Origin of the sequence: Martinezella lusitana, assembly GCF_900094565.1 — a bacterium.
GTDB lineage: Bacteria > Pseudomonadota > Alphaproteobacteria > Rhizobiales > Rhizobiaceae > Rhizobium > Rhizobium lusitanum.
Window position 1 is genome coordinate 121,422 of record NZ_FMAF01000006.1, and the last position, 18,484, is coordinate 139,905.

General features: G+C 56.3%; 31 protein-coding genes, 1 tRNA gene and 1 pseudogene. 28 read left to right on the plus strand and 5 right to left on the minus strand.

Features of this window, described 5'->3' with window-relative positions:
* The 28 genes and pseudogenes from GA0061101_RS39405 to GA0061101_RS15720 all read left to right on the plus strand — a co-directional run.
* Positions 1-217: pseudogene (locus GA0061101_RS39405) on the plus strand (DUF7666 domain-containing protein); the annotation flags it as partial.
* 234 nt (positions 218-451) lie between these two features.
* Positions 452-1,453: a hypothetical protein gene (locus GA0061101_RS15585; protein WP_092574046.1), complete on the plus strand. Its 1,002-nt coding sequence runs from the start codon at positions 452-454 to the stop codon at positions 1,451-1,453.
* The gene (locus GA0061101_RS15590) at positions 1,434-1,964 is read left to right on the plus strand and encodes an HNH endonuclease (protein ID WP_092574048.1); all 531 of its coding nucleotides are present in this window, start codon (positions 1,434-1,436) and stop codon (positions 1,962-1,964) included. The genes GA0061101_RS15585 and GA0061101_RS15590 overlap by 20 nt, the downstream gene beginning before the upstream one ends.
* The gene (locus tag GA0061101_RS15595) at positions 1,961-2,290 is read left to right on the plus strand and encodes a hypothetical protein (protein WP_092574050.1); all 330 of its coding nucleotides are present in this window, start codon (positions 1,961-1,963) and stop codon (positions 2,288-2,290) included. Before GA0061101_RS15590 ends, GA0061101_RS15595 begins: the two co-directional genes overlap by 4 nt.
* A gap of 10 nt (positions 2,291-2,300) precedes the next feature.
* Positions 2,301-3,302, plus strand: a complete 1,002-nt coding sequence (locus tag GA0061101_RS15600; protein WP_092574052.1) for a hypothetical protein — start codon at positions 2,301-2,303, stop codon at positions 3,300-3,302.
* 4 nt (positions 3,303-3,306) lie between these two features.
* Complete coding sequence (locus tag GA0061101_RS15605; protein ID WP_141694080.1) at positions 3,307-3,630, plus strand: hypothetical protein; 324 nt, start codon at positions 3,307-3,309, stop codon at positions 3,628-3,630.
* Between the two features lie 8 nt (positions 3,631-3,638).
* Positions 3,639-4,097, plus strand: a complete 459-nt coding sequence (locus GA0061101_RS15610) for a hypothetical protein (protein WP_092574056.1) — start codon at positions 3,639-3,641, stop codon at positions 4,095-4,097.
* The gene (locus tag GA0061101_RS15615; RefSeq protein WP_092574058.1) at positions 4,094-4,516 is read left to right on the plus strand and encodes a hypothetical protein; all 423 of its coding nucleotides are present in this window, start codon (positions 4,094-4,096) and stop codon (positions 4,514-4,516) included. The genes GA0061101_RS15610 and GA0061101_RS15615 overlap by 4 nt, the downstream gene beginning before the upstream one ends.
* Complete coding sequence (locus GA0061101_RS15620; protein ID WP_092574060.1) at positions 4,513-4,725, plus strand: hypothetical protein; 213 nt, start codon at positions 4,513-4,515, stop codon at positions 4,723-4,725. The genes GA0061101_RS15615 and GA0061101_RS15620 overlap by 4 nt, the downstream gene beginning before the upstream one ends.
* Positions 4,722-4,928: a hypothetical protein gene (locus GA0061101_RS15625; RefSeq protein ID WP_092574062.1), complete on the plus strand. Its 207-nt coding sequence runs from the start codon at positions 4,722-4,724 to the stop codon at positions 4,926-4,928. The genes GA0061101_RS15620 and GA0061101_RS15625 overlap by 4 nt, the downstream gene beginning before the upstream one ends.
* Complete coding sequence (locus GA0061101_RS15630) at positions 4,925-5,416, plus strand: hypothetical protein (protein WP_092574064.1); 492 nt, start codon at positions 4,925-4,927, stop codon at positions 5,414-5,416. Before GA0061101_RS15625 ends, GA0061101_RS15630 begins: the two co-directional genes overlap by 4 nt.
* The gene (locus tag GA0061101_RS38655; RefSeq protein WP_141694081.1) at positions 5,413-5,685 is read left to right on the plus strand and encodes a hypothetical protein; all 273 of its coding nucleotides are present in this window, start codon (positions 5,413-5,415) and stop codon (positions 5,683-5,685) included. Before GA0061101_RS15630 ends, GA0061101_RS38655 begins: the two co-directional genes overlap by 4 nt.
* On the plus strand, positions 5,682-5,849 hold the full coding sequence (locus tag GA0061101_RS39410; protein ID WP_167669562.1) for a hypothetical protein: 168 nt from the start codon (positions 5,682-5,684) through the stop codon (positions 5,847-5,849). Before GA0061101_RS38655 ends, GA0061101_RS39410 begins: the two co-directional genes overlap by 4 nt.
* The gene (locus GA0061101_RS39415) at positions 5,846-6,013 is read left to right on the plus strand and encodes a hypothetical protein (RefSeq protein ID WP_167669563.1); all 168 of its coding nucleotides are present in this window, start codon (positions 5,846-5,848) and stop codon (positions 6,011-6,013) included. Before GA0061101_RS39410 ends, GA0061101_RS39415 begins: the two co-directional genes overlap by 4 nt.
* 312 nt (positions 6,014-6,325) lie before the next feature.
* Positions 6,326-6,682, plus strand: coding sequence for a hypothetical protein (locus tag GA0061101_RS15645; RefSeq protein ID WP_141694082.1), 357 nt, complete (start codon positions 6,326-6,328; stop codon positions 6,680-6,682).
* Positions 6,682-7,110, plus strand: a complete 429-nt coding sequence (locus GA0061101_RS15650; RefSeq protein ID WP_092574072.1) for a DUF968 domain-containing protein — start codon at positions 6,682-6,684, stop codon at positions 7,108-7,110. The genes GA0061101_RS15645 and GA0061101_RS15650 overlap by 1 nt, the downstream gene beginning before the upstream one ends.
* The gene (locus GA0061101_RS15655; protein ID WP_092574074.1) at positions 7,107-7,442 is read left to right on the plus strand and encodes a hypothetical protein; all 336 of its coding nucleotides are present in this window, start codon (positions 7,107-7,109) and stop codon (positions 7,440-7,442) included. The genes GA0061101_RS15650 and GA0061101_RS15655 overlap by 4 nt, the downstream gene beginning before the upstream one ends.
* Positions 7,439-7,681, plus strand: a complete 243-nt coding sequence (locus GA0061101_RS15660) for a hypothetical protein (RefSeq protein ID WP_092574075.1) — start codon at positions 7,439-7,441, stop codon at positions 7,679-7,681. Before GA0061101_RS15655 ends, GA0061101_RS15660 begins: the two co-directional genes overlap by 4 nt.
* Complete coding sequence (locus GA0061101_RS15665; RefSeq protein WP_092574077.1) at positions 7,668-8,111, plus strand: hypothetical protein; 444 nt, start codon at positions 7,668-7,670, stop codon at positions 8,109-8,111. Before GA0061101_RS15660 ends, GA0061101_RS15665 begins: the two co-directional genes overlap by 14 nt.
* Positions 8,101-9,210 (plus strand): hypothetical protein, encoded by a 1,110-nt coding sequence (locus GA0061101_RS15670; protein ID WP_092574079.1) that lies wholly within the window; start codon positions 8,101-8,103, stop codon positions 9,208-9,210. Before GA0061101_RS15665 ends, GA0061101_RS15670 begins: the two co-directional genes overlap by 11 nt.
* Before the next feature lie 447 nt (positions 9,211-9,657).
* Positions 9,658-9,969, plus strand: a complete 312-nt coding sequence (locus tag GA0061101_RS15685) for a helix-turn-helix domain-containing protein (RefSeq protein ID WP_208865006.1) — start codon at positions 9,658-9,660, stop codon at positions 9,967-9,969.
* Positions 9,966-10,526 (plus strand): DUF551 domain-containing protein, encoded by a 561-nt coding sequence (locus GA0061101_RS15690; RefSeq protein WP_092574084.1) that lies wholly within the window; start codon positions 9,966-9,968, stop codon positions 10,524-10,526. Before GA0061101_RS15685 ends, GA0061101_RS15690 begins: the two co-directional genes overlap by 4 nt.
* On the plus strand, positions 10,523-10,735 hold the full coding sequence (locus tag GA0061101_RS15695) for a hypothetical protein (protein WP_092574085.1): 213 nt from the start codon (positions 10,523-10,525) through the stop codon (positions 10,733-10,735). Before GA0061101_RS15690 ends, GA0061101_RS15695 begins: the two co-directional genes overlap by 4 nt.
* A gap of 627 nt (positions 10,736-11,362) precedes the next feature.
* Entirely contained in the window at positions 11,363-11,986 is a 624-nt protein-coding gene (locus GA0061101_RS15700) for a hypothetical protein (RefSeq protein ID WP_092574086.1), read from the plus strand.
* Positions 11,983-12,306 (plus strand): hypothetical protein, encoded by a 324-nt coding sequence (locus GA0061101_RS15705; protein WP_092574088.1) that lies wholly within the window; start codon positions 11,983-11,985, stop codon positions 12,304-12,306. The genes GA0061101_RS15700 and GA0061101_RS15705 overlap by 4 nt, the downstream gene beginning before the upstream one ends.
* A 165-nt stretch (positions 12,307-12,471) precedes the next feature.
* On the plus strand, positions 12,472-12,693 hold the full coding sequence (locus GA0061101_RS38660) for a hypothetical protein (protein WP_141694083.1): 222 nt from the start codon (positions 12,472-12,474) through the stop codon (positions 12,691-12,693).
* A 289-nt stretch (positions 12,694-12,982) separates the two neighbouring features.
* Positions 12,983-13,237, plus strand: coding sequence for a helix-turn-helix transcriptional regulator (locus GA0061101_RS15715; RefSeq protein ID WP_092574089.1), 255 nt, complete (start codon positions 12,983-12,985; stop codon positions 13,235-13,237).
* Positions 13,209-14,249, plus strand: coding sequence for a tyrosine-type recombinase/integrase (locus GA0061101_RS15720; protein ID WP_092574090.1), 1,041 nt, complete (start codon positions 13,209-13,211; stop codon positions 14,247-14,249). Before GA0061101_RS15715 ends, GA0061101_RS15720 begins: the two co-directional genes overlap by 29 nt.
* A 93-nt stretch (positions 14,250-14,342) precedes the next feature.
* On the opposite strand, the gene GA0061101_RS15725 is transcribed toward GA0061101_RS15720, so the two are convergent.
* The 5 genes from GA0061101_RS15725 to GA0061101_RS15745 form a co-directional block, all read right to left on the minus strand.
* Positions 14,343-14,418, minus strand: a tRNA-Lys gene (locus GA0061101_RS15725).
* Positions 14,419-14,542: 124 nt separating this feature from the next.
* Complete coding sequence (locus tag GA0061101_RS15730) at positions 14,543-15,460, minus strand: PhzF family phenazine biosynthesis protein (protein WP_037202868.1); 918 nt, start codon at positions 15,458-15,460, stop codon at positions 14,543-14,545.
* A gap of 68 nt (positions 15,461-15,528) precedes the next feature.
* Entirely contained in the window at positions 15,529-16,269 is a 741-nt protein-coding gene (locus tag GA0061101_RS15735) for an NUDIX hydrolase (protein ID WP_092574092.1), read from the minus strand.
* Positions 16,266-17,381: an endonuclease/exonuclease/phosphatase family protein gene (locus GA0061101_RS15740; RefSeq protein WP_037202624.1), complete on the minus strand. Its 1,116-nt coding sequence runs from the start codon at positions 17,379-17,381 to the stop codon at positions 16,266-16,268. The genes GA0061101_RS15735 and GA0061101_RS15740 overlap by 4 nt, the downstream gene beginning before the upstream one ends.
* A gap of 51 nt (positions 17,382-17,432) precedes the next feature.
* Positions 17,433-18,428: an isopenicillin N synthase family dioxygenase gene (locus tag GA0061101_RS15745; RefSeq protein WP_037202626.1), complete on the minus strand. Its 996-nt coding sequence runs from the start codon at positions 18,426-18,428 to the stop codon at positions 17,433-17,435.
* Positions 18,429-18,484 lie beyond the last annotated feature (56 nt).

Genomic DNA, 18,484 nt, shown 5'->3' on the forward strand with positions numbered 1-18,484 from the left:
GGGCGCGGCATCCGCCACCGGCACTCGGGGCGCGGCCATGTCTTCCGGTTTCGGAGGAAAAGTGAGTGGCGTTGAGGGTAATGCCCTCTTCCTCGTCGAGCGCACTGAATGGAACGGTCCCATTGTCGCCGTATGGGCTGGCATCGCCGGCAAAGACGGCATCAAGCCGAATACCTTCTATACGCTCCGCAACGGCCAGCCGGTCGAGGCGCTGTGATGGAACCCTGCTCTCTACGAGATCTGCACGAATGCTGGTGCCCAGGCGAATGCTCCGCCGCACCTCCGAAGCAGATCGACCTCACCCAACTCCCTATCACCCCGTGGACTGCGAGAGTTCAATTCTACGTCGTTATTCTCGCTTCCGTCTTCATTTCCATCTGTGTCTACGGGGCTTTGTCTAGGGCGGATTACGTCAGCAAGGTTCAGCTTCTCGATAATCAGGAGAATGTTCATGTCGCACGCCGCTGAAAAGAATGTCTGGTCTTGGTGGAGCGACGCGCTCGCCGGCAAGATTGGCCCTATCCATGATGGTCAGCCTGAATGGGGTTTTTATCGTGTCCGTGATGGCAAGAACGGGCCGTGGGTTCCTGTCGCCATCTGGCAGGACGAAGCCGGCGCATTCGTTGCCACTCGCAACGGAACAGAAGTGAGGCACCCGGAGGATATCTGGACTTGGTGCTGCCGTCATCCTGTAACTGAGGAAGCTTTCGATTCTGCGACCGCCGGCAATGGCTGGGCCGACGACGCCCCGACGAATGCCCTAGCTCCGAAGGACCACAATCAGCCGTCCGATCCCTTCGAGGCTCTGACCGAAGAGTTCGCCGGCGAGAAGGAATTGGCAGCCGCATTCCTCAAGACCAAGATCACGACGCAAGATCAAGCCGACCGCGCCGCCGTCTGGTCGAAGCGTCTCGCCGGTATAGCCAAGAAGGCGACCGACTTGCACAAGGTCGCGAAACAGCCGTCGCTCGACGAAGGCCGTCGTATCGACGACAAGTGGCGTGATCTGAAGGAAGGCCCTGCCGACCTGAGCAAGCAGCTCAAGAGGCACATGGATGCTTACCTCCTCGAACAGCAGCGTATCGAAAACGAGCGCCAGCGTAAAGCGCAGGAGGAAGCAGACCGCAAACGTCGCGAAGCCGAAGATGCAGCACGAGCCGCTGCGGCGTCCGAAAACTCCGCCGCGAAAGCAGCAGCCGAGCGACTTGAGCAGTTAGCCGCTGATGCCGAACGCGACGCACAGGTGAGAAATGCTGCGGCTGGCCGCACTGGCGCGCGCGTTGCGCTCCGCACCTTCGTCTTTGCCGAGATCACCGACTTCGACAAGTTGCTGATGGCGCTGAAAGATCGTTCCGAAATCCGCGAACTCGTCGAGACGCTGGCAAACAGAGCCGCGCGCGCCGGTGTTCCTCTCGCAGGAATGGAGATCCGCAGTGAACAACGTGCTGCTTGAGCCAGAACGCTGGGTGCCGGCCCACGGCTACAGCAAGTATGAGGTTTCCACTCACGGACGCCTTCGTCGTGCTCTTCCAGGTCCGGTCACCTTCGTCGGAAAAATCATAGCTGGTAAGCCTGAAAGGCAGAGGAAGGGCTATCTGCGCGCATGCATCATGACTGACGAAGGACGTCCGCGCTCCGTGAGCCTTCACCGTCTCATATGCAGGACATTCCACGGTCCAGCGCCGACAGCAAAACATCATGCCGCTCACCAGGACGGAATAAACACCCACAATTGGCCATCAAACCTCAAGTGGGCGACCCCCAAAGAAAATGAGGCTGACAAGCTCGAGCACGGTAACCGCGCTTGCGGCGACCGCCATGGCGCGGCTCGATTGACTGCCGAACAGGTGATGTCAATCCGCAATTCGGTTGGCAAGTCGCATCTAGAACTCGCCTCAGAGTATGGCGTCCATCCTTCAACGATCACCTATGCGGTTCGCCGCAAAACATGGAGACACCTATGACCGAGACAGCGACCCGCACAATCGTCGCCGTCAAGTTCTCTTGGGAAAAGAGCGGCAAGACATACGACTATTTCGCCGACTTTCCCGTCGAGGTCGGGCAGCGCGTCTATGTTCCGACCAAACACGGCGAGGCAAAGGTTGAGGTCATGGAGATCAAGACCGAATCCGAAATGGCTTCCGCCTCGATCCTTCGCCATGTCGAAGACCTGCGCACCGATGAAGAGCGCCAGGCCAAGTATCCCAATGGACAGCGCATGTTTTCGGAAGACCGGACGATGCTCGACGACAAGGGCAATCGTTCAATCTTCGACGACGTAGATGCTTAGGAGATAATCCATGAACGCTCACGTTCCAGCACTTGAAGGCGGCGGCCAGGTCATGGCCATCATCCCCCAAACGTTCGAAGAAACGTTCCGCGTAGCGCGCGCCGTTGTTGCCTCTGGCCTTGCCCCATCCTCGCTTGTCGGCAAGCTGACCGGCGACGATGCGGCCAGCGCTGTGGCTATCGTCATCATGTCCGGATCAGAGCTTGGGTTGAAGCCGATGGTCTCCCTTCGCAGTTTCACTGTCATCAACGGCAAGCCGGCGCTATATGGCGATGGCCTGATCAATGTCGTTCGCCAGTCCGGCAAGGTCGCCTATCTGCGCACCGGCTGCGATATCGTCGGCGGCAAGATGGTCGGATGGTGTGAAGCCAAGCGCCTTGATACCAGCGAAGACAAGCGCGTCGAGTTCACCCAAGACGACGCAGTTCGCGCTCGCCTCTGGGATGACAGGGCGACGGTCAAAAAGCAGATCTGGGAAAATGGTCAGAAGGTTTGGCGCGACAACGTGCCGAATGATGCGACTTGGTATCGATTCCCTAAACGCATGTTGTCTTGGCGCGCGGCTGGATATTGCCTTCGCGAACTATTCGGTGATGTCCTCGGCGGTATCCGTGATGAGTTCGAAGAGCGCGAGATTGCCCGTAGCAACATGCGTGACGATCCGGAGATGCGCGACATAACGCCGAAAGATCAGTCGGAATCGTCGTCCCCCGCCAAGAAGTCTTTGACGCCTCCAAGACCGCCTAAGGCAAACGTCGAACCCGCCAAGGAAGAAACTGCACCGGTGGATAATTCCCAGCCTCAAGAAGGTGAGTTTGTTCTCGGCGAGTTCATGGAAAATCTGGAAACGTCTCTTTCCAGCGCCAAGGATGAAGAGGCCGCCGAAGAAATCTGGAACGACTTTGATGCGCCGGCAGTGCTCGAAACAGAAGGTCATGCCGACATGATAGATGCGGCCTTTGCGGTTCGTGATCGGGCGCTTGCTCGGCTTAACTCGCTGAACGGAGGCTAAGACCATGGGCGTTTCCAGAACAGACTACCTCATGTGGGCAACTGACGTCGGCGCGAAAGCTTTCAACTGGGATAAGCACGAGGCCGAAGGAGAAGGCCGCCCCGATCGCCGTTTCGATGTCGTCTACGACGGCATGTCAGGAGATTATTGCATGGCCGGAAAGATCATCGCTGTTAGCGACAAGCATGAAGGCTTCTCTCCCAAGAAGATTGATCCCGCTGATATTGGCGTTGACCGTGACGAACTGGCCCGAAAGGTATCGGAAGCCTTTGACCGGGCACTGACCTCCTCCGACTTCTCTCTTGTCCTCTTCTCTCATTACAGTTGAGGTGATCCATGGCAACCAACAACCGCATCATCGAAACCGAACAGGCCCGCGATATGCTGGTCAAGTTCATCGCCGGTAAGAAGCTGCCTTTCGCGTCCAGCATTACGGACGGCAAGCACCGGACCAACGACCAGAACCGTCTTCAGCGCCAATGGGTCATGGAAATATCGGCCCAACTCGGAGACCAGACGCCGGAAGAAGTTCGCGGCTACTGCAAGCTTCACTTAGGCGTGCCGATCCTTCGGAATGAGAACGACGTGTTCAAGGCCGAGTATGACGCCGTGATCATGCCGCTCCCGTACGAGCATAAGCTCAAGCTGATGATGGTGCCGTTTGATTTCGGAGTTACTCGAATAATGACGACGCGTCAGAAGACGGCCTATCTCAACGACGTGCACCGGCATTTCTCAGAACAGGGCCTGATCCTCACTAATCCCGAAGATTTGAAGAACCGGAGAGCCGCATGACATTCACAATCGAACTTACCCAGGTCATCAGCAAGGAAGTCAAATACCTCAAAGCCGAATGTGGCGTCAGGTATTGGGAAGACGGCGAAGTCAATGGCGTGGAAGATACGGACGGCGAACTGATCCCACTTCGCGTCGGGTCCAACTGGTGCCCGATTATTGATCTGGCTACCGGCGTCATCGAGGATTGGCCCGAGGGAACGACGGCAGACGTTCATTACAAGGTCTGCGATGAAGGCCGGTATTTCCTTCTCGATCCCGAAAAGAACGTCGTTCGCGAGATCGGAGGCTACGTTCCGAAGATCATGTCTCCCGGCGGTTCCGGCTATGGCGATTACGTCATCATGACGATCGGTCCTGACGGGAAGATTGTGAATTGGTCTGTCGATCTTGAAGGTTTCGAGGAGGATGCAGAATGACGTGCAAATGCATCGAAACCGTAAATGAAAAGCTGGCCTCTCGCAACACGCGCCTGTCGCAAGCGATCATGTTCGGCGAAGCCAAGCACCCTGGCCTTATGATCGAAACACATCAGATCGATAAAGGTCGCGGTAAGATGAAGGCTGTCTCCATGTTCCTTACGTATTGCGCCTTCTGTGGGACGAAGTATGGGGAGGATGCGGCATGAAAAATCCGTTCCCGGTAAATCTTCAGACGCAAGAAGATGTCCGCAAAGCCGGATGGCAGGCGGAGACCCGCGATGCTGATGGCCACCTCTGCCGTACCCATGTGCCTTTCGAGAGCGACGAGGAAATCGTTTGGCTCGTGCGCGAGGCTCTTAAGTACGGCGAGACGGTGACGATCTGGCCGGCGAAAGGTGGTGCAGCATGACCGTCTATCGTAAGTGCGGCCCTTGCGCCCATCGTAATGGATGCGAGATAAAGGCCAAACTCGCTGAGGCTATCAAGGGCTTTGGCGTCGGCTCTATCATGCATCGTTGCAAGGAATTCGTACCTGAGTTTCAGCCGGGTGACAACGTCATTGTTCGGACTTCTGACGGAGATGCTGATCCATATTGGGGCGTCACGTTTTCGGAATTTCCGGCCCATTTCGTTCAGTACAACGATAGTATGAGCCGCGCGATTGTCTATATCGCACCCGGCACGAAAAGCGACTGTGGAGATTATGAATTCGAGCCGACCAACGGCAAGGAAGGTTTCTGCAGCGTCTCCTACACCCCAATCCGGCAAAACCCTGTCAGCGGCAACGCAAAGGGAATCATCGCTCGGCGCGAAGGCAAGACCGCCATGGAGAAATGCTGCGGCCGACCGATCGGTACGGCCTGCAAGGAATGCCTCGAATGGAGGCATATGCAATGACTTCCATCTCCGAAACCCGCAAGCGCGCGTGGATAACCCGTCGCGAGAAATACGGCCCTATCGGCCACAGGGGATCGTATAGCCGAAATCCTGGCCCATGCCCAGATTGCGCCCGCATGCGCGGCTGGCTTGTCCGTCTGCATGTCGAAGGCACATTGAGCGAGGGACAGGCTGCGAAGGCAACGGGTCTTGGCCGGATCGACCTCCGCAAGGCTGCCGATGATCTCATCAATTCCGGCGCTGTGCGCGATACGCGAGGTGAATCATGAAATCCGCCGAACTCCATCGCCAGAAAAACCCGCACGCTCGATCAACCACCCTCCAGCGCCTCGATAAGCACGACCAGCGCATGCAGGACTTAAAGGACTACGCCACCTTCCTCCGTTGGAAGAAGCGTCTTTCCTGGCTGGTTTGGATATGGAGGCGCGTGTGAGCCCTCGTTATGAAATCACCGTCTGGGATATTTCTGCCGGCGATGTTGTCCGTAAGGAGAGGAGCGCCACGGAAGAAGAGCTGCGTCAGATCGAAGAAATATTCGATGATCCTTGGCACGATATCGTCATCGACGATCAGTGGGAGGTAGACGATGAGAACTGAGTTCCGAACCGCCAAACAGATCGACGCCGATAAGCTGGACCTCCAAGTCTATAACCTCATCTGCGCTTTGGATAGCTTCGCTGAAAAATATGGCGACGACCGCGTACGCGATATGTCTTCACAAATTTACGGCATGCGCCATCGGGTTCGCCGGCATATGCATTCCAAGGATTTGGAGGCATCATCGTGACCTACCGAACCTGCGCTGGCTGCGTCTTCAGATCCGGCTATTGCCATGCTCGCGAAGCTGTAAAGGCTCAAGTCTCTGGCCTCGGCGTCACTTCGCTGAAATGGAGATGCAAGTGGAAGCGCTTGGCCTTCAACCCGGGCGATGCGGTTTTCGTCGAGACGATCGGCTATGAGCCAGAAGGCGACGAGGATGTCTATATCAGTAAATGGCCGGCAACGGTCATTCAAGCCAAGGGATCTAGGCTGATCTGCTTCATTGAGCCAGGCGCTCTTGATGATGGGGAAGTTCCGTTCGAGCCGAAAGCTCACGGCAATGGCCACGTCAAAGTTCCGCTAGCCCGCGTTTCTCATCGCGATGCAGTCCGCGAACACGTCTGCGATTTCTGCAAGCGCATCGTTCGGCTTGCTGGACATGAGGACTACTGCCGAGATGCGCCGCAGAAACAGCGCTTTACTGATCAAGCGGAGTATTTATTCTGATGGCATCCCGGATCGCCTATATCCCAAGAGAAGAGCCTCCGAAGCGCCGACCGGCCAAGCGCGCCGATTATATTAGCTTCATCCACGAATTGCCCTGTGTCGTCACTGGCAGATACGGCGTTCAGGCGGCCCACGTCTCATTCGCCAATACATGGCACGGCCATTTCGGTCGAGGGAAAGGCACCAAGGCTCCGGATCGTTTCGCTCTCCCCCTCATAGCCGAGGAGCACGCCCTGCAGCATAGCGGCAAGCTCGGCACTGAGCAGGCCTACTGGCTCGCCAAGGGCGTCGACCCTCACGAACTCGCCAACACCCTATGGGGCATCTTCTGCGACTACGACCGCGCCGAGGCTGTCGTTCGCTGCACCGCCCGCATCAACCAAGGCTTGGCTCTTGCCGGCCGTCTTAGAGAGAGGATCGAGCAGTGAGCAACAAATATCGCGCCGAACAAGTCGTCTGCATATCCGGCTGGGAATGCGGAACCGAGATTGAAATGAAGATGGTCGTGAACTTCACGGTCAATCCCGGCTCCAAGGCTACCGAGATCGCCCCTCCGGAAGAGCCGACTGCCGAGGTTGATAGCGTTCGCTTCTTCGATGGCAAAGACGAACTGACGCTGCCTTGGTCGATCAGTGATCGCTTTACCAGTGCCGACGGCTTCAAGTCCTGGCTGATGTCGGAAGCGGCGGAACAGCATCAGGTAGCCGTAGAGGATGCCGCCGACTCCCGTCGTGAGATGATGCGGGAGGAACGGTCATGAATCTGTCCGAGCTTATCGCAAAATACGGCGACGACAAGGTTCAGTTTCAGAACCTCGACCAGTGTGCCGAGACGCTGAACATGAACAAGGGCGTCACGAAGATCACCTTTGGTACCGAGCAGCCCCTCAGCCTTGATGGAACGCAAAAGCTCGGCATCGTCGTCTGGATGGATCGGAAGCGCGTCGCCAAAATCATCGCTGATTCCAAACTGGAGGGTTCTTCCCATGCAAAAGCTTGAAGAGCTGATTGCAGCGCTGGAGAAGGCGACGGGGCCAGATCGCTGGCTTGATGCCAAGATCGATGCAGCGTTGCGCGTAGGCACCGTCAAGATGCGCAGCGGTGGCTTTGAGTGGGCGTGGGCTAACTTCCCCACATGGGGGCATCACAAGCAAGCGCGCGGCATGTGTGGCGTCCAGCATACTAACGGTGATCTCGGGCTGATCTGGGGCAGCCTTCCCTTTACCGATTCCATCGATGCTGCCGTTTCCCTAATTGGCGGAGACGAATTCGAGATGACGAACCTCTACGGGGTTGCTCGCGTCACTGTCTACAATCAAGGCGATTTCGGCCCGTCGTATGGAAGCAGCGAGTGCGGCAGTCTTCCGCTGGCCATCTGCATAGCAGCCCTCCGCTCCAAGCTCACTCAGGAGAAGAACAATGCTGAATGAACCGATTGCGCACCTAGTTTGGCTTCAGGGCCGCCGCGCCGCCGATGATGTCGAGGACTACTACGAGGTAGCGCGGGCCGGCGACAAGTCCGTTGATGGTTCGGACCCGTTTCCAGTCTATGCCTCCCCCTCTGATGCTGAACGGCATGAGAGGGCACCAAAATCGGAGATGCTTGAAATTGCCGTTGCTGCGGTTTTAGAGGCCGACAAGGAATTTCGTTCAAATATGCCCAGTGACTGGGAGGGCGACCCGCTGAGCGATGAACTTGACGGATTGCGTCGTATTGTCGAAGCCCTTTCGGACGTCCCATCCCCACCCGCAGCGGTGCAAGAGCCGGTGGCCGTGAAGGCTGTCGCCTGGAGATGCAAAGATTTTGCTGACGGGTGGATACTGGACGCGAGCGAAAGAAGTGCGCGTGAATACCAAAAGAAAACGGGCTGCGTAATGCAACCGCTGTACGCCGAACCTCCGGCCGTATCTGTCGTCGTGGACAATATTTCCGATGAACAACTTCGCCACATTGCAGATAGTAAAGATACTGCGGCATGCCGGTCTCGCATCCGCTCCGCTCTCTCCAACTCCCAAAGCGACCCCGCACCCGAGATAGCTTGCCCCTGCACGACATTCGAGCAGGATGAAGATTGCCCTGTAGGACAGCCTTCATTGTTGTGCAGCGCATGCGGTGGGAAAGGGATAGTCCCCATTGAAACGGTCGTTGCCTTGGCTGCGGAGATGCTGAAGGTCGCCGAACAGGTGGATGAACTTGAAGATCCATTTGCGGCTTGGGAGAGCATCGAGCTTTTCAACAGCCACCACAATCAGATGCAAAAGGCATTGTGTAAAATTGCTGGCATGGTCGATGACGAAGATGCTGATTTGGACGATGCGATCTCCATCGCCAACGCTGCGTTACCCGTCCAAGACCCTCCGCCCCCACCCGAGATAGCCGCGCTTAGGGCTGAGAACAGCAATGCACACCCCGCTAACCAAATCATCGGTCAGATTGAGGAGCTTTTCCCTGATTGGCGCAGCTACCGCGATTTGATCGATTGCATTGAATGTACTCTACACGAACTTCGAAAGGGTAGCCGGTCATGAAGCTCACTCCATTACAAAGGAAATTACTTGAGCGCGCTGCCTCAAGTAATGGCGGTCTAATCACTAGAGGTGGGTGGGAACAGCGAACTGCCGATAAACTCCATGACTACGGATACTTACGCCCAGCGATTTACATGCACCACGATTTTTACATTACATCGGAAGGCCGCGCCGCCCTCACCCCTGAGCAAGGGGAGGCGAAGTGATGAAGAACCGTTGCAAATTCAATCCGTGTTGCGGCGATCCATATAATTGCGAGCCTCCCCCAGAGCATGCTCACAAGCTGAAGCTGTTCGATAAGGCCGATGACGAGGCTCTGTCGTGGGTAACGACAAACCTTACGGCATTGCGGAAGGACAATGGAATGCTTCAATACGATCTGACCGATGTGGTTAGAGCATTCCAAGCCGGACGAGCTGCCCACTCAGAGGCACAGGAGGGGCGTGGGTGACGAGACCAGACCACCATCCGGAAATCACATCGCACATGGCGTCTTTCATCCGGGACCGCCGCAAGGCCCTCGGATTGTCGCTCGATGATGTCGCCAATCGCATGGGTTCTTCCAAAGCCCACATATGGGAATTGGAAAACGGCCGCTCGAAGAACCCGACCCTTTGGATGATCCTCGGCCTTTGCGAGGCGCTTCAATGCTCACTCAATGCCCTGATCGGCAAAGACGTCTCGCAACCGCTTTTCACTGAATCCGAGATGGCGTTGATCGACGCGCATCGGAAGATTTTCGGAGGTCCCTCCCAATGACCACACCACACGATAAGGCTTTGGCTGCGGCCTGCGAAGCGACCATCCTCGGCGAAGATGAAAACTACAAGCCGGTCCACCTCGAATTGCGCGAGGCTGAAATGGCCATCTCCGCCTATCTCTCTTCCATCGGCGGCGTGGTGTGCCAGCGGAATCCATCGGCATGGGCGCATCGACTAAACCTAGAGCTAGACCAGTTCCTCACTGAATTTACCGGGGAGCCTGAACATCCATTCGGAGAGCCTGGCGTCGAGTTCTCCGCCGAGTTCACTGTCAATTCAACACCCCTTCACGCCCCTCTCCCTATAGCTGGAAAAGGCGATGAGTGGATTCTCGTCCCTGAGGAAATGACAAATGAGCTGATCAAGGCGGCGACGAAAGATCGGCAGGTCTTGGTCTTCGAAAAAGGCCGATATTACAATGCGTGGATGGAGTTCGACGAATACGAAGGCGGATGGCTATGGATGGATGAGGCTGATAGCGAGCCCAATCCTTCGCACTACCGTCCTCTCCCCGCTCCTCCCTCCCGATCAGAAGAAGGGAGAGAAAAGCCATGAGCGAGATCAAAATCGGCCAAGTCTGGCAAGAGATCGACCCGAGATTTCCAAACATGCCGCCTAAGACGGTCGTCGGTTTTGAAGAAGGGAAAGTCCTTCTATCGACCGGCGGTCTCTTTGGGAAGAGGAAAACCAAAGCCAAGCCGGAGCGCTTCAATGGCAAGCGCGGAGGATACCGGCTGATTAAAGATACGGAGGGTGCGGTATGAACATAAGATTCAAGCCATGCTCCGTAAATGATTGCGCCCGGAACTCTCACACCGATGAGAAAGGATGCAGAGGATTTTGTTATCCTCACTATCAACGTTTTATGAGAAACGGCGACCCAGAAGCCGGATGGGCTTCCCCAGGCGATGCGATACGCTTTGTTCATGAAAGTGCCGTTCACTATAATGGCACAGATTGCCTTATCTGGCCATTTAGCCGATCCGGCAATAATTACGGGCAATTGAAAATAGATGGAAAACATATCGGTGCCCACCGGTATGTTTGCATAGTTGTTTACGGAGAGCCCCCGGAGCCTGAGCTTGTCGCTGCTCATAGCTGTGGGAATGGTCATTTAGGGTGCGTGGCTCCTAGGCACTTGTCTTGGAAAACCCAAGAAGAGAATAGTGCCGACAAGTTATCACATGGCACGCACAATCGTGGAGAACGGAACGCGCGGGCTAAATTGTCAAACGATCAGGCTAGACAAATACTTTCTCTCAAGGGTTCGAAAACTCAAAAAGAGATAGCCTTAATGTTTGGCATCACTCACTCAACCGTGAGTGAGATCCACCGTGGCACCAAATGGGGATGGTTGAATTCTCTCTACCGCAAGGAGAAGGAGGTGGGGAATGGCTGACCTCCACTTGCGGCACGAGGCTCCAGCCCATTGCTGCCCCTACTGCTTGAAGCCAGTCGGATATATCGGGCGTGGCCTATCACTACTCTTCGGAGCCAAGATTCACAAATGCGATTTCTTGAATGTTGATACCGAGGCCGAGAGATTCAGGCAGCGCATAGAAGCTGCCGAGGACGATATGGTCCGCATTCATCACGAGAAAGTGGATACGAGAGAGAAGCTTAGAGCCGCCGAAAAAGATCGAGACAATCTATTCTCTGCAAACAGAGAGTTGCATCGCCGGGCACAAAAGGCCGAAGGCAAGCTCCAGCGCATGGAAGAAGCGCACCGAATAGCCTGCCGACATGCTTTCACCAAATCTATCGACTACCACCTGTATGCGCATATTTTACTCAATTGCAATCAGAGCCTTTTCCCTAAATTGGTTAGCGATGGCAGCATTTTGCCTGATCCAGCGCTAGACATACGGAATAAAGCGTTGGAAGAAGCCGCCCAAGTCGCCGAACGCCTCGGCAGTCATCTAGTTCGCGGCGAATCCGGCCCCGAGTATGTCGGTGGCAATCTGGACGTAGCAGCCGCTATCCGCTCTCTTTCTGTGGCAAAGGAGCCGGAATGAACCTATACGGCCAAAACCTCACAAAATTTGTGGACTTGAACACTTGGTTTCGCTGGTGGATGTTAAAGTCGTTTCTCGACAAGGGAATTTCTAGCCGCACCATGTGCCGTCGTCTCGGATGGCGCCAGGACAAACTTGAGCGCGTTCTCGTCGCTTCCAACTACACTCTTCGCATCGATGATCTGGCCGTGTGGTTCTTCGCCCTTGATGGGTCAATGCTCAATTTTAAGCTTGTTCCGCTTGATGCGGCACAGATGGGTTTCGCTCCCAATCCTTTGCCAGAACAAACCGCTAACATCGGGAAGGAGCCTACACCATGACTCCGCGGTATTTTATAACGATGGGCGTGATCACAGCCATATTTGGTCTCACTGCTATTTTCCTCACATCCCCGTCAGATTGGAACCTATGGGCAGCTGGTGCCACCAGTGGCTTTTTGTTTGGGATGGGTATTAGCGCAGTTGCTAAGGCAAAGGAGGCGGACCATGACTAAATCAAAAGCCGCAGCAACAATCGTCATGTGGATATCGATCGGCGTTACTCTGTCAGTCTCCGTCGTCTCTTGCCAGCGCTACCACTCTGCTGTCGAAGTTGCCAAGATCGAAAGCGAGACAGCACAGTGGAATAGCCTCCATGAGGATTGCCGCGAGCGCAAGGGTCTGTTTGTCCGATCCTGGGGAGATTGGGAATGTGAGGTGGGTCGATGAAACCGATTTATATTCCTTGCGACTGTAGGACGCCATACCATTGCTTGGTGATCGAGCCAGACGAAGATATCCCAGAAAGTCTGACCGTCTCATTCGTATCGACTAGAAACGGTAGCGTCTGGCACCGGATCAAATGGGCATGGAAGCACGTTTTCGGTCGTGAAGATCTAACCTTCGCCGACATTATTATCAAGCGTGATGACTTTCTGGAAGCTCTGGACTCTGTCGTTCCGGGAACCTCCTCCAATCCTTTGCAAGAACAAAGGGAAAACATAGGTAGGGAGGGGAAATGACCATAAACCATCGCCTTCTCACCAAGACCGAAGCTGCTGCCTACTTGAACCTGAAGCCGACCCAATTCAACAATTGGATCAAGGAGGGGAGAATTCCACCTGCCATTCCTGGAACTCATAGATGGGATCGGGTCGCTCTCGATCGAGAGCTTGACCGCCTATCCGGCATTGCGACAGAATCGAAAGCTGTTTCTGAACTAGATGCGTGGAAGGAACGCAGGAATGCGCGTCGAGCTCAAAGGTCTGCATAAAACCAGCAAGAAATTGGCTGATGGGACCAAGCGCGATTACTATTATGCTTGGAAAAATGGCCCGCGGATCAAAGCTGAATACGGGACCAGCGCATTTTATGATGAGTTCAGAAGGCTGACGAAAGAGAAAAAGTCTCCAGATTCGAATTCCTTTCAATCGATCATCACGCTCTATAAGCGCACGGATCTTCAACAGCGCAAGCCTAGCACCCGCCGTTCGTACCTTCAATATATCAAACTGATCGAAGAGGAGTTCGGGGATATGTCGATTGCGGCGATCGAGGAGACCGGATCGCGTGCCGTATTTCTAGACTGGCGCTCGGAAATGGCGGATCGCCCGCGTACTGCCGACCTCGCTTGGTCAGTACTCCAAAAAATCATGGCATTCGGCGTCCATACCGAGAAGCTGAAGCGAAATCCATGCGTGAAAGCCGGTAGGCTGGCTGAGACTGGCACGCGGCGCGAGAAGATATGGCTGCCGGCAGATATCTCAAAGCTTCGCGAAAAGGCATCACAGCAGATCACTGATGCGCTTACGCTTGCCCTGTGGACCGGACAGCGCCAAGGCGACCTGTTGCGCCTTCAATGGTCATCCTACGATGGGATGCGCATTCGCCTCAAGCAAGCCAAGACCGGCCGACATGTCATCGTCTTGGTTTCTGGCGAATTGCGGGCGACCCTTGAGCGCTTGAAGAAATTGAATGATGAGCGGAAAGTGCCAGCTTTGACGATCCTCACCAATTCGCATGGAAAGACATGGACCAGTGATGGTTTTCGAACTTCTTGGGGGAAAGCAGTTGAAGCGGCCAAGGTGTCAGGCCTCACGTTCCACGACTTGCGCGGAACCTTCATTACCAGGGCTCGACGCGCTGGCGCCTCGATCGAAGACATAGCCGAAGCTTCCGGCCATTCGATCGTGGATGTGCGGAGCATTCTGGAGACGCACTATCTCGCAGGCGATGCAACCGCAGGGGATGCCGTTATTCTCAAGCTTGAAGGGAAAACTTCGTGAACAAATCTCCAAACCAAATCCAAACTTCTCCAAACCTAGTCTGGAAAGTCTTGGATATAAATGGAAATTATGATACCATTTCAGGTAGTTAAATGGTGGGTGATGTAGGGCTCGAACCTACGACCCGCTGATTAAGAGTCAGCTGCTCTACCAACTGAGCTAATCACCCGTACCGCTTGCTGGCGGCGTGACCGGGCATATAAATAGGATCGGTTTGATTGTCCAGCGGCCAGACGAATTTTCTTTGATTATTTGTCAAAAAAATTTCAGAGACCGCCGAAAAGCCAGCAAAATCAAAGCTCAAGAATTCCGGACCCGACGCGCACGGCCTGGCCGCCGATGCGGGCGTTGGCGATCAGGCCGTCGTCGACATCGAGGTGGAGATGAATCAGCGAGGGCCGTCCCATCTCGATACCCTGCTCTATGATGATGGGATGATGCCCGTCCGGGAGCGCGTCGAATTGATTGATCGCGCCCGATAGCGCGGCCACTGCTGAACCCGTCGCCGGATCCTCGACGATACCCATTCCCACAGGAAACATGCGCGCATGGAACTTGGCGGCATGATTGACGCCGCCGCGACAATAGATGAAGGCCGAGGCCAGCGCGCCATCGACGAAGGGAACCGTCTTCTCCCAGAGCTGCAGATCGAATTCCAACCGCTCCGCCGCGCCGACATCATGCACCGGCACCAGCAGGAAAGGTACGCCGGCGCTCCAGATGGACGGCACGTGATTCTCGAAGCCGATCTCGGTGATCTTCAGGCTGAGCGCATTGGCGATATCGGCCCTGTCGAGCGGCAGCAGGATCTGCTGCGATTTCCTCGGCAGGTCGAACTCGGCAAAGCTCGCCTTGTCCTGGCGCAGCCTGATCGCACAGCGCACCGGCCCGACCCGTTCGTCCAGCACGGAAACGAGATCGATGTCGCCGCCATGCGTGGCATGGGCCTTCTCCGCAAGTGCGATCGCCGTGCCCACGGTGGGATGCCCGGCAAAGGGAAGTTCGCGACCAGGCGTGAATATTCGCAGACTGGCCGTATGCGCGGGATTCTGCGGCGGCAGCACGAACACCGTCTCGGAAAGGTTCATCTCCCTGGCGATGGCCTGCATCGCCTCGTCGCTCAAGCCCTCGGCATCGAAGATGATCGCAAGGGGATTGCCCGCCAGCTTCCTGTCGGTGAACACATCATAGACACTGTAGCTGCGCGCCAATCCGGCCTCCATCCAAGTTTCCAGACTTAACCATTCATACCGGCAAGCGACTCCAGCGCAAGCCCAAGCTATTCCGCTTCGCCGAAGAACCAGGCGAGAATAGGCAGCATCGCAACATTGTAACGATGCGCCGTGGGATCGGCCGAGCGGATTGCGATCGCGCCGTCGATCTCATCCTCCTCGGCGACCAACATATGCGCTTCGATCCGCCGCAGCATCTCCTCCGCGGTCCATGGGAAGCGGAAAACACGAAAAAGCGTTACGGAACGGTTCGCCTGTGTAGCATAATAGCCAGGCTCGGCGGCTGCCTCATTCAGATCCAGGCCAGTTTCCTCCAGAACCTCGCGGCGCATGTTACCCTCGACATCGCAATGCCCATCCACGATATCGTTTTCATCCATCGATCCGGCGGCGCAATAAACCTGGCCCGGATTGGCCGTATGCGGCGCCATGCGAATCGCGATGATCGCGCCGTCGGACGACACCGCCACCGCAAATGCAAAGACGTGAAAGCCGCCCCGCTCCCTCTGCTTGCGCCACCAGAGGAATGTGGAAAACGGTGTCACATAGGCTTCCCCCTTCACCACACCATCGGCAAGCGAAAGCCGATGCTGGAAGATCATGCGGCCATCAAAGAGTGCAGGGTTGGCGGCGATCTCCTTCATCCAGTTCTCTCTTGCCGCCTCCAATTCGCTGAGATGGAAAGGATGCTCGCCAGGCAGCACGGCGAGATCGATCCGGGAAACTGGAAACACTGTACTTTCCGGCGGCCAGCCGGCCATGTCACTCTGCAATTTCGGGGCGGTCATACGAGATCCAATGTGATGACAACGGGGCAATGGTCGGATGCCTTCGGCCGGTCCCAGCCGACGCGCGGATATCGCTCCACCTCCTGTCCCGGCGGAAATATGGTCCGGAAAGGCTGGCCCGAGCGGACAATGTCGGGGACGCGCGTAGCATTGGCGCGCGCCAGAGCGGGAGACAGCCAGATGTAATCGAGCTGACAGAGCCTTTGCTCCTGCGGCCCCCGCGCATGATAAAGCGTCCAGCGGTCGAGCTCCTCCCGACGATGCATGACATTTTCGATAAAGCCGTCGCGACTGAAAACGTCGAGCGCACTTTCTCCTTTTTCTGTTCGGTACTCGAAGCTATAGCCGGTGCGGCGCGTGCCGATGACGTCGATCCACTCCTGATAGTCGTTCATGTCGCCGCAGATAGCGAAGTTCTTGGTTGCCGTATGGCCGGCGCCGAACCGGTCTTCGATGATGCGGCGAACGGCCATCGTCTCGGCACGGCGTATCGGTATGGTCGCCCGGCGGCCATCGACGCCCTCCCGCGCCGGCCCCATCGATTTCAGATGCACGACATAAAGCGAAAAAGGTACGCCGCCGATATGGAGATGGAGTTCCAGGCAATCGCGCTTGAAGATCTTGTCTTCCGAATGAAGGCCAAGTTCCGCCAACTCGTCATTGAAAAGGCCGAAATCGCCATAAGTCACCATGGCGTGACTCTTGATGTCATTAAGCACGATCGGCTGGCCGTCACGCGTTTCCTCGCGCATCATCACGGCGACATCGATGCCACGGCTGTCATTGCCTTCGATCAGGAATTTTTGCCGATAGCCATTGCCGACCATGCGGTAGAGATAGCCATATTCGAATGCCTGCAGCGCCGCCATGTTGTCGACCTCCTGCAGGCAGATGATGTCGGCATCCGCGTCGGCAATCGCGAGCGCCGTCATCTGCCGGGTGTCGTCAGCCGCGGCGACCACGCGGGCAGCTTCCAGCTGCTGATAGACATTCTCGTTGCGGACATCGAAGAGCTGCAACACGCGATCCTGGCGCAACTGATTGCGAAAGCCGGTGTAATCAAAACGGGTCAGCAGGTTTTCGACATTGAAGGTCGCAAGGCGCAGGGACATGAAGCATTCCAATTTCTGAAGAAGACTGAGAGCCGGCTTATCCTGCTCGCATTAGCCGGCCTTGGCGGTGACCGTCGATTTGAACTTACCCATGAGATAGGGGCCGGAAAGAACAGGTGCATATTTCGGCGCCTCTCCCGGCTTCAGGCACGAAGGCAGGCAGGCGATTTCGGCAAACCAGTTCGGCTGATGGAAGAATGCCAGCGACTGCCGCCGCTGCATACCGCCCTCTTCCGGCGGCGGATTGACGACGCGATGCACGGTCGAAACCCAGCGATCATTGGTCCAAAGCGCCATCAGGTCGCCGATATTGATGACGAAAGCGCCCTCCACCGGCGGCACCGGCGTCCAGCGACCGTCAGGTGCAATGATCTCCAGCCCCTTGGAACCCGGCTGCGGCAGCAGGATCGTCAGGCTGCCGTAATCGGTATGGGCGCCAGCACGCAGTTGGCCCGGCTGCGGCGGCACATGCTGCTCGGGATAGTTCAATGCCCTCAGCGCGCTGATCGGCGCGTCCACGTAAGTATCGAAGAAATGCTCGTCGAGACCGAGCGCCGTCGCAAACACCCGCATGATCCGCGCCGCCAGATCCTCCATGGAGCTATAATAGGCCTTCCATGCCTCCGTGAAACCCTCCGGTCCCTCGGGCCAGATCGTCGCGGCATAGCAGAAGCCGAGCGCCTCCGGATCGCTCATGCCTGATGGCACGGCGAGCGGACCGCCATTGAAGCTTTCCTTCAAGTCCGGCGGCGTGTCGACATTGCGCGATTTCGCGAGGGCTTCCGTGCCGGGGCCGAGATAACCGTAGGGATAGCCCGGATAGAGCGTCTTGGCCCGCTGCTTCGTCTCGGCAGGCAGATCGAAGAAACTGTGGGTCTTGTCCCAGACATTCGCAATCACCGCATCCGCGACGCCATGATTGGCAATCGCCAGGAAACCGGTCGAGCGGCATATCCGGTCCACCTCGGTCCCAAGACGTCTCTTGTCCTCGAGATGTGCCGCCTCGAAGGCGCCGAGATCGAAAATCGGGAAGCTCTGACTGGACATGCGCGACTCCCATTCGTGACATCGGTCAAATCAAGCATAGGCGGCGGCGGCGAACA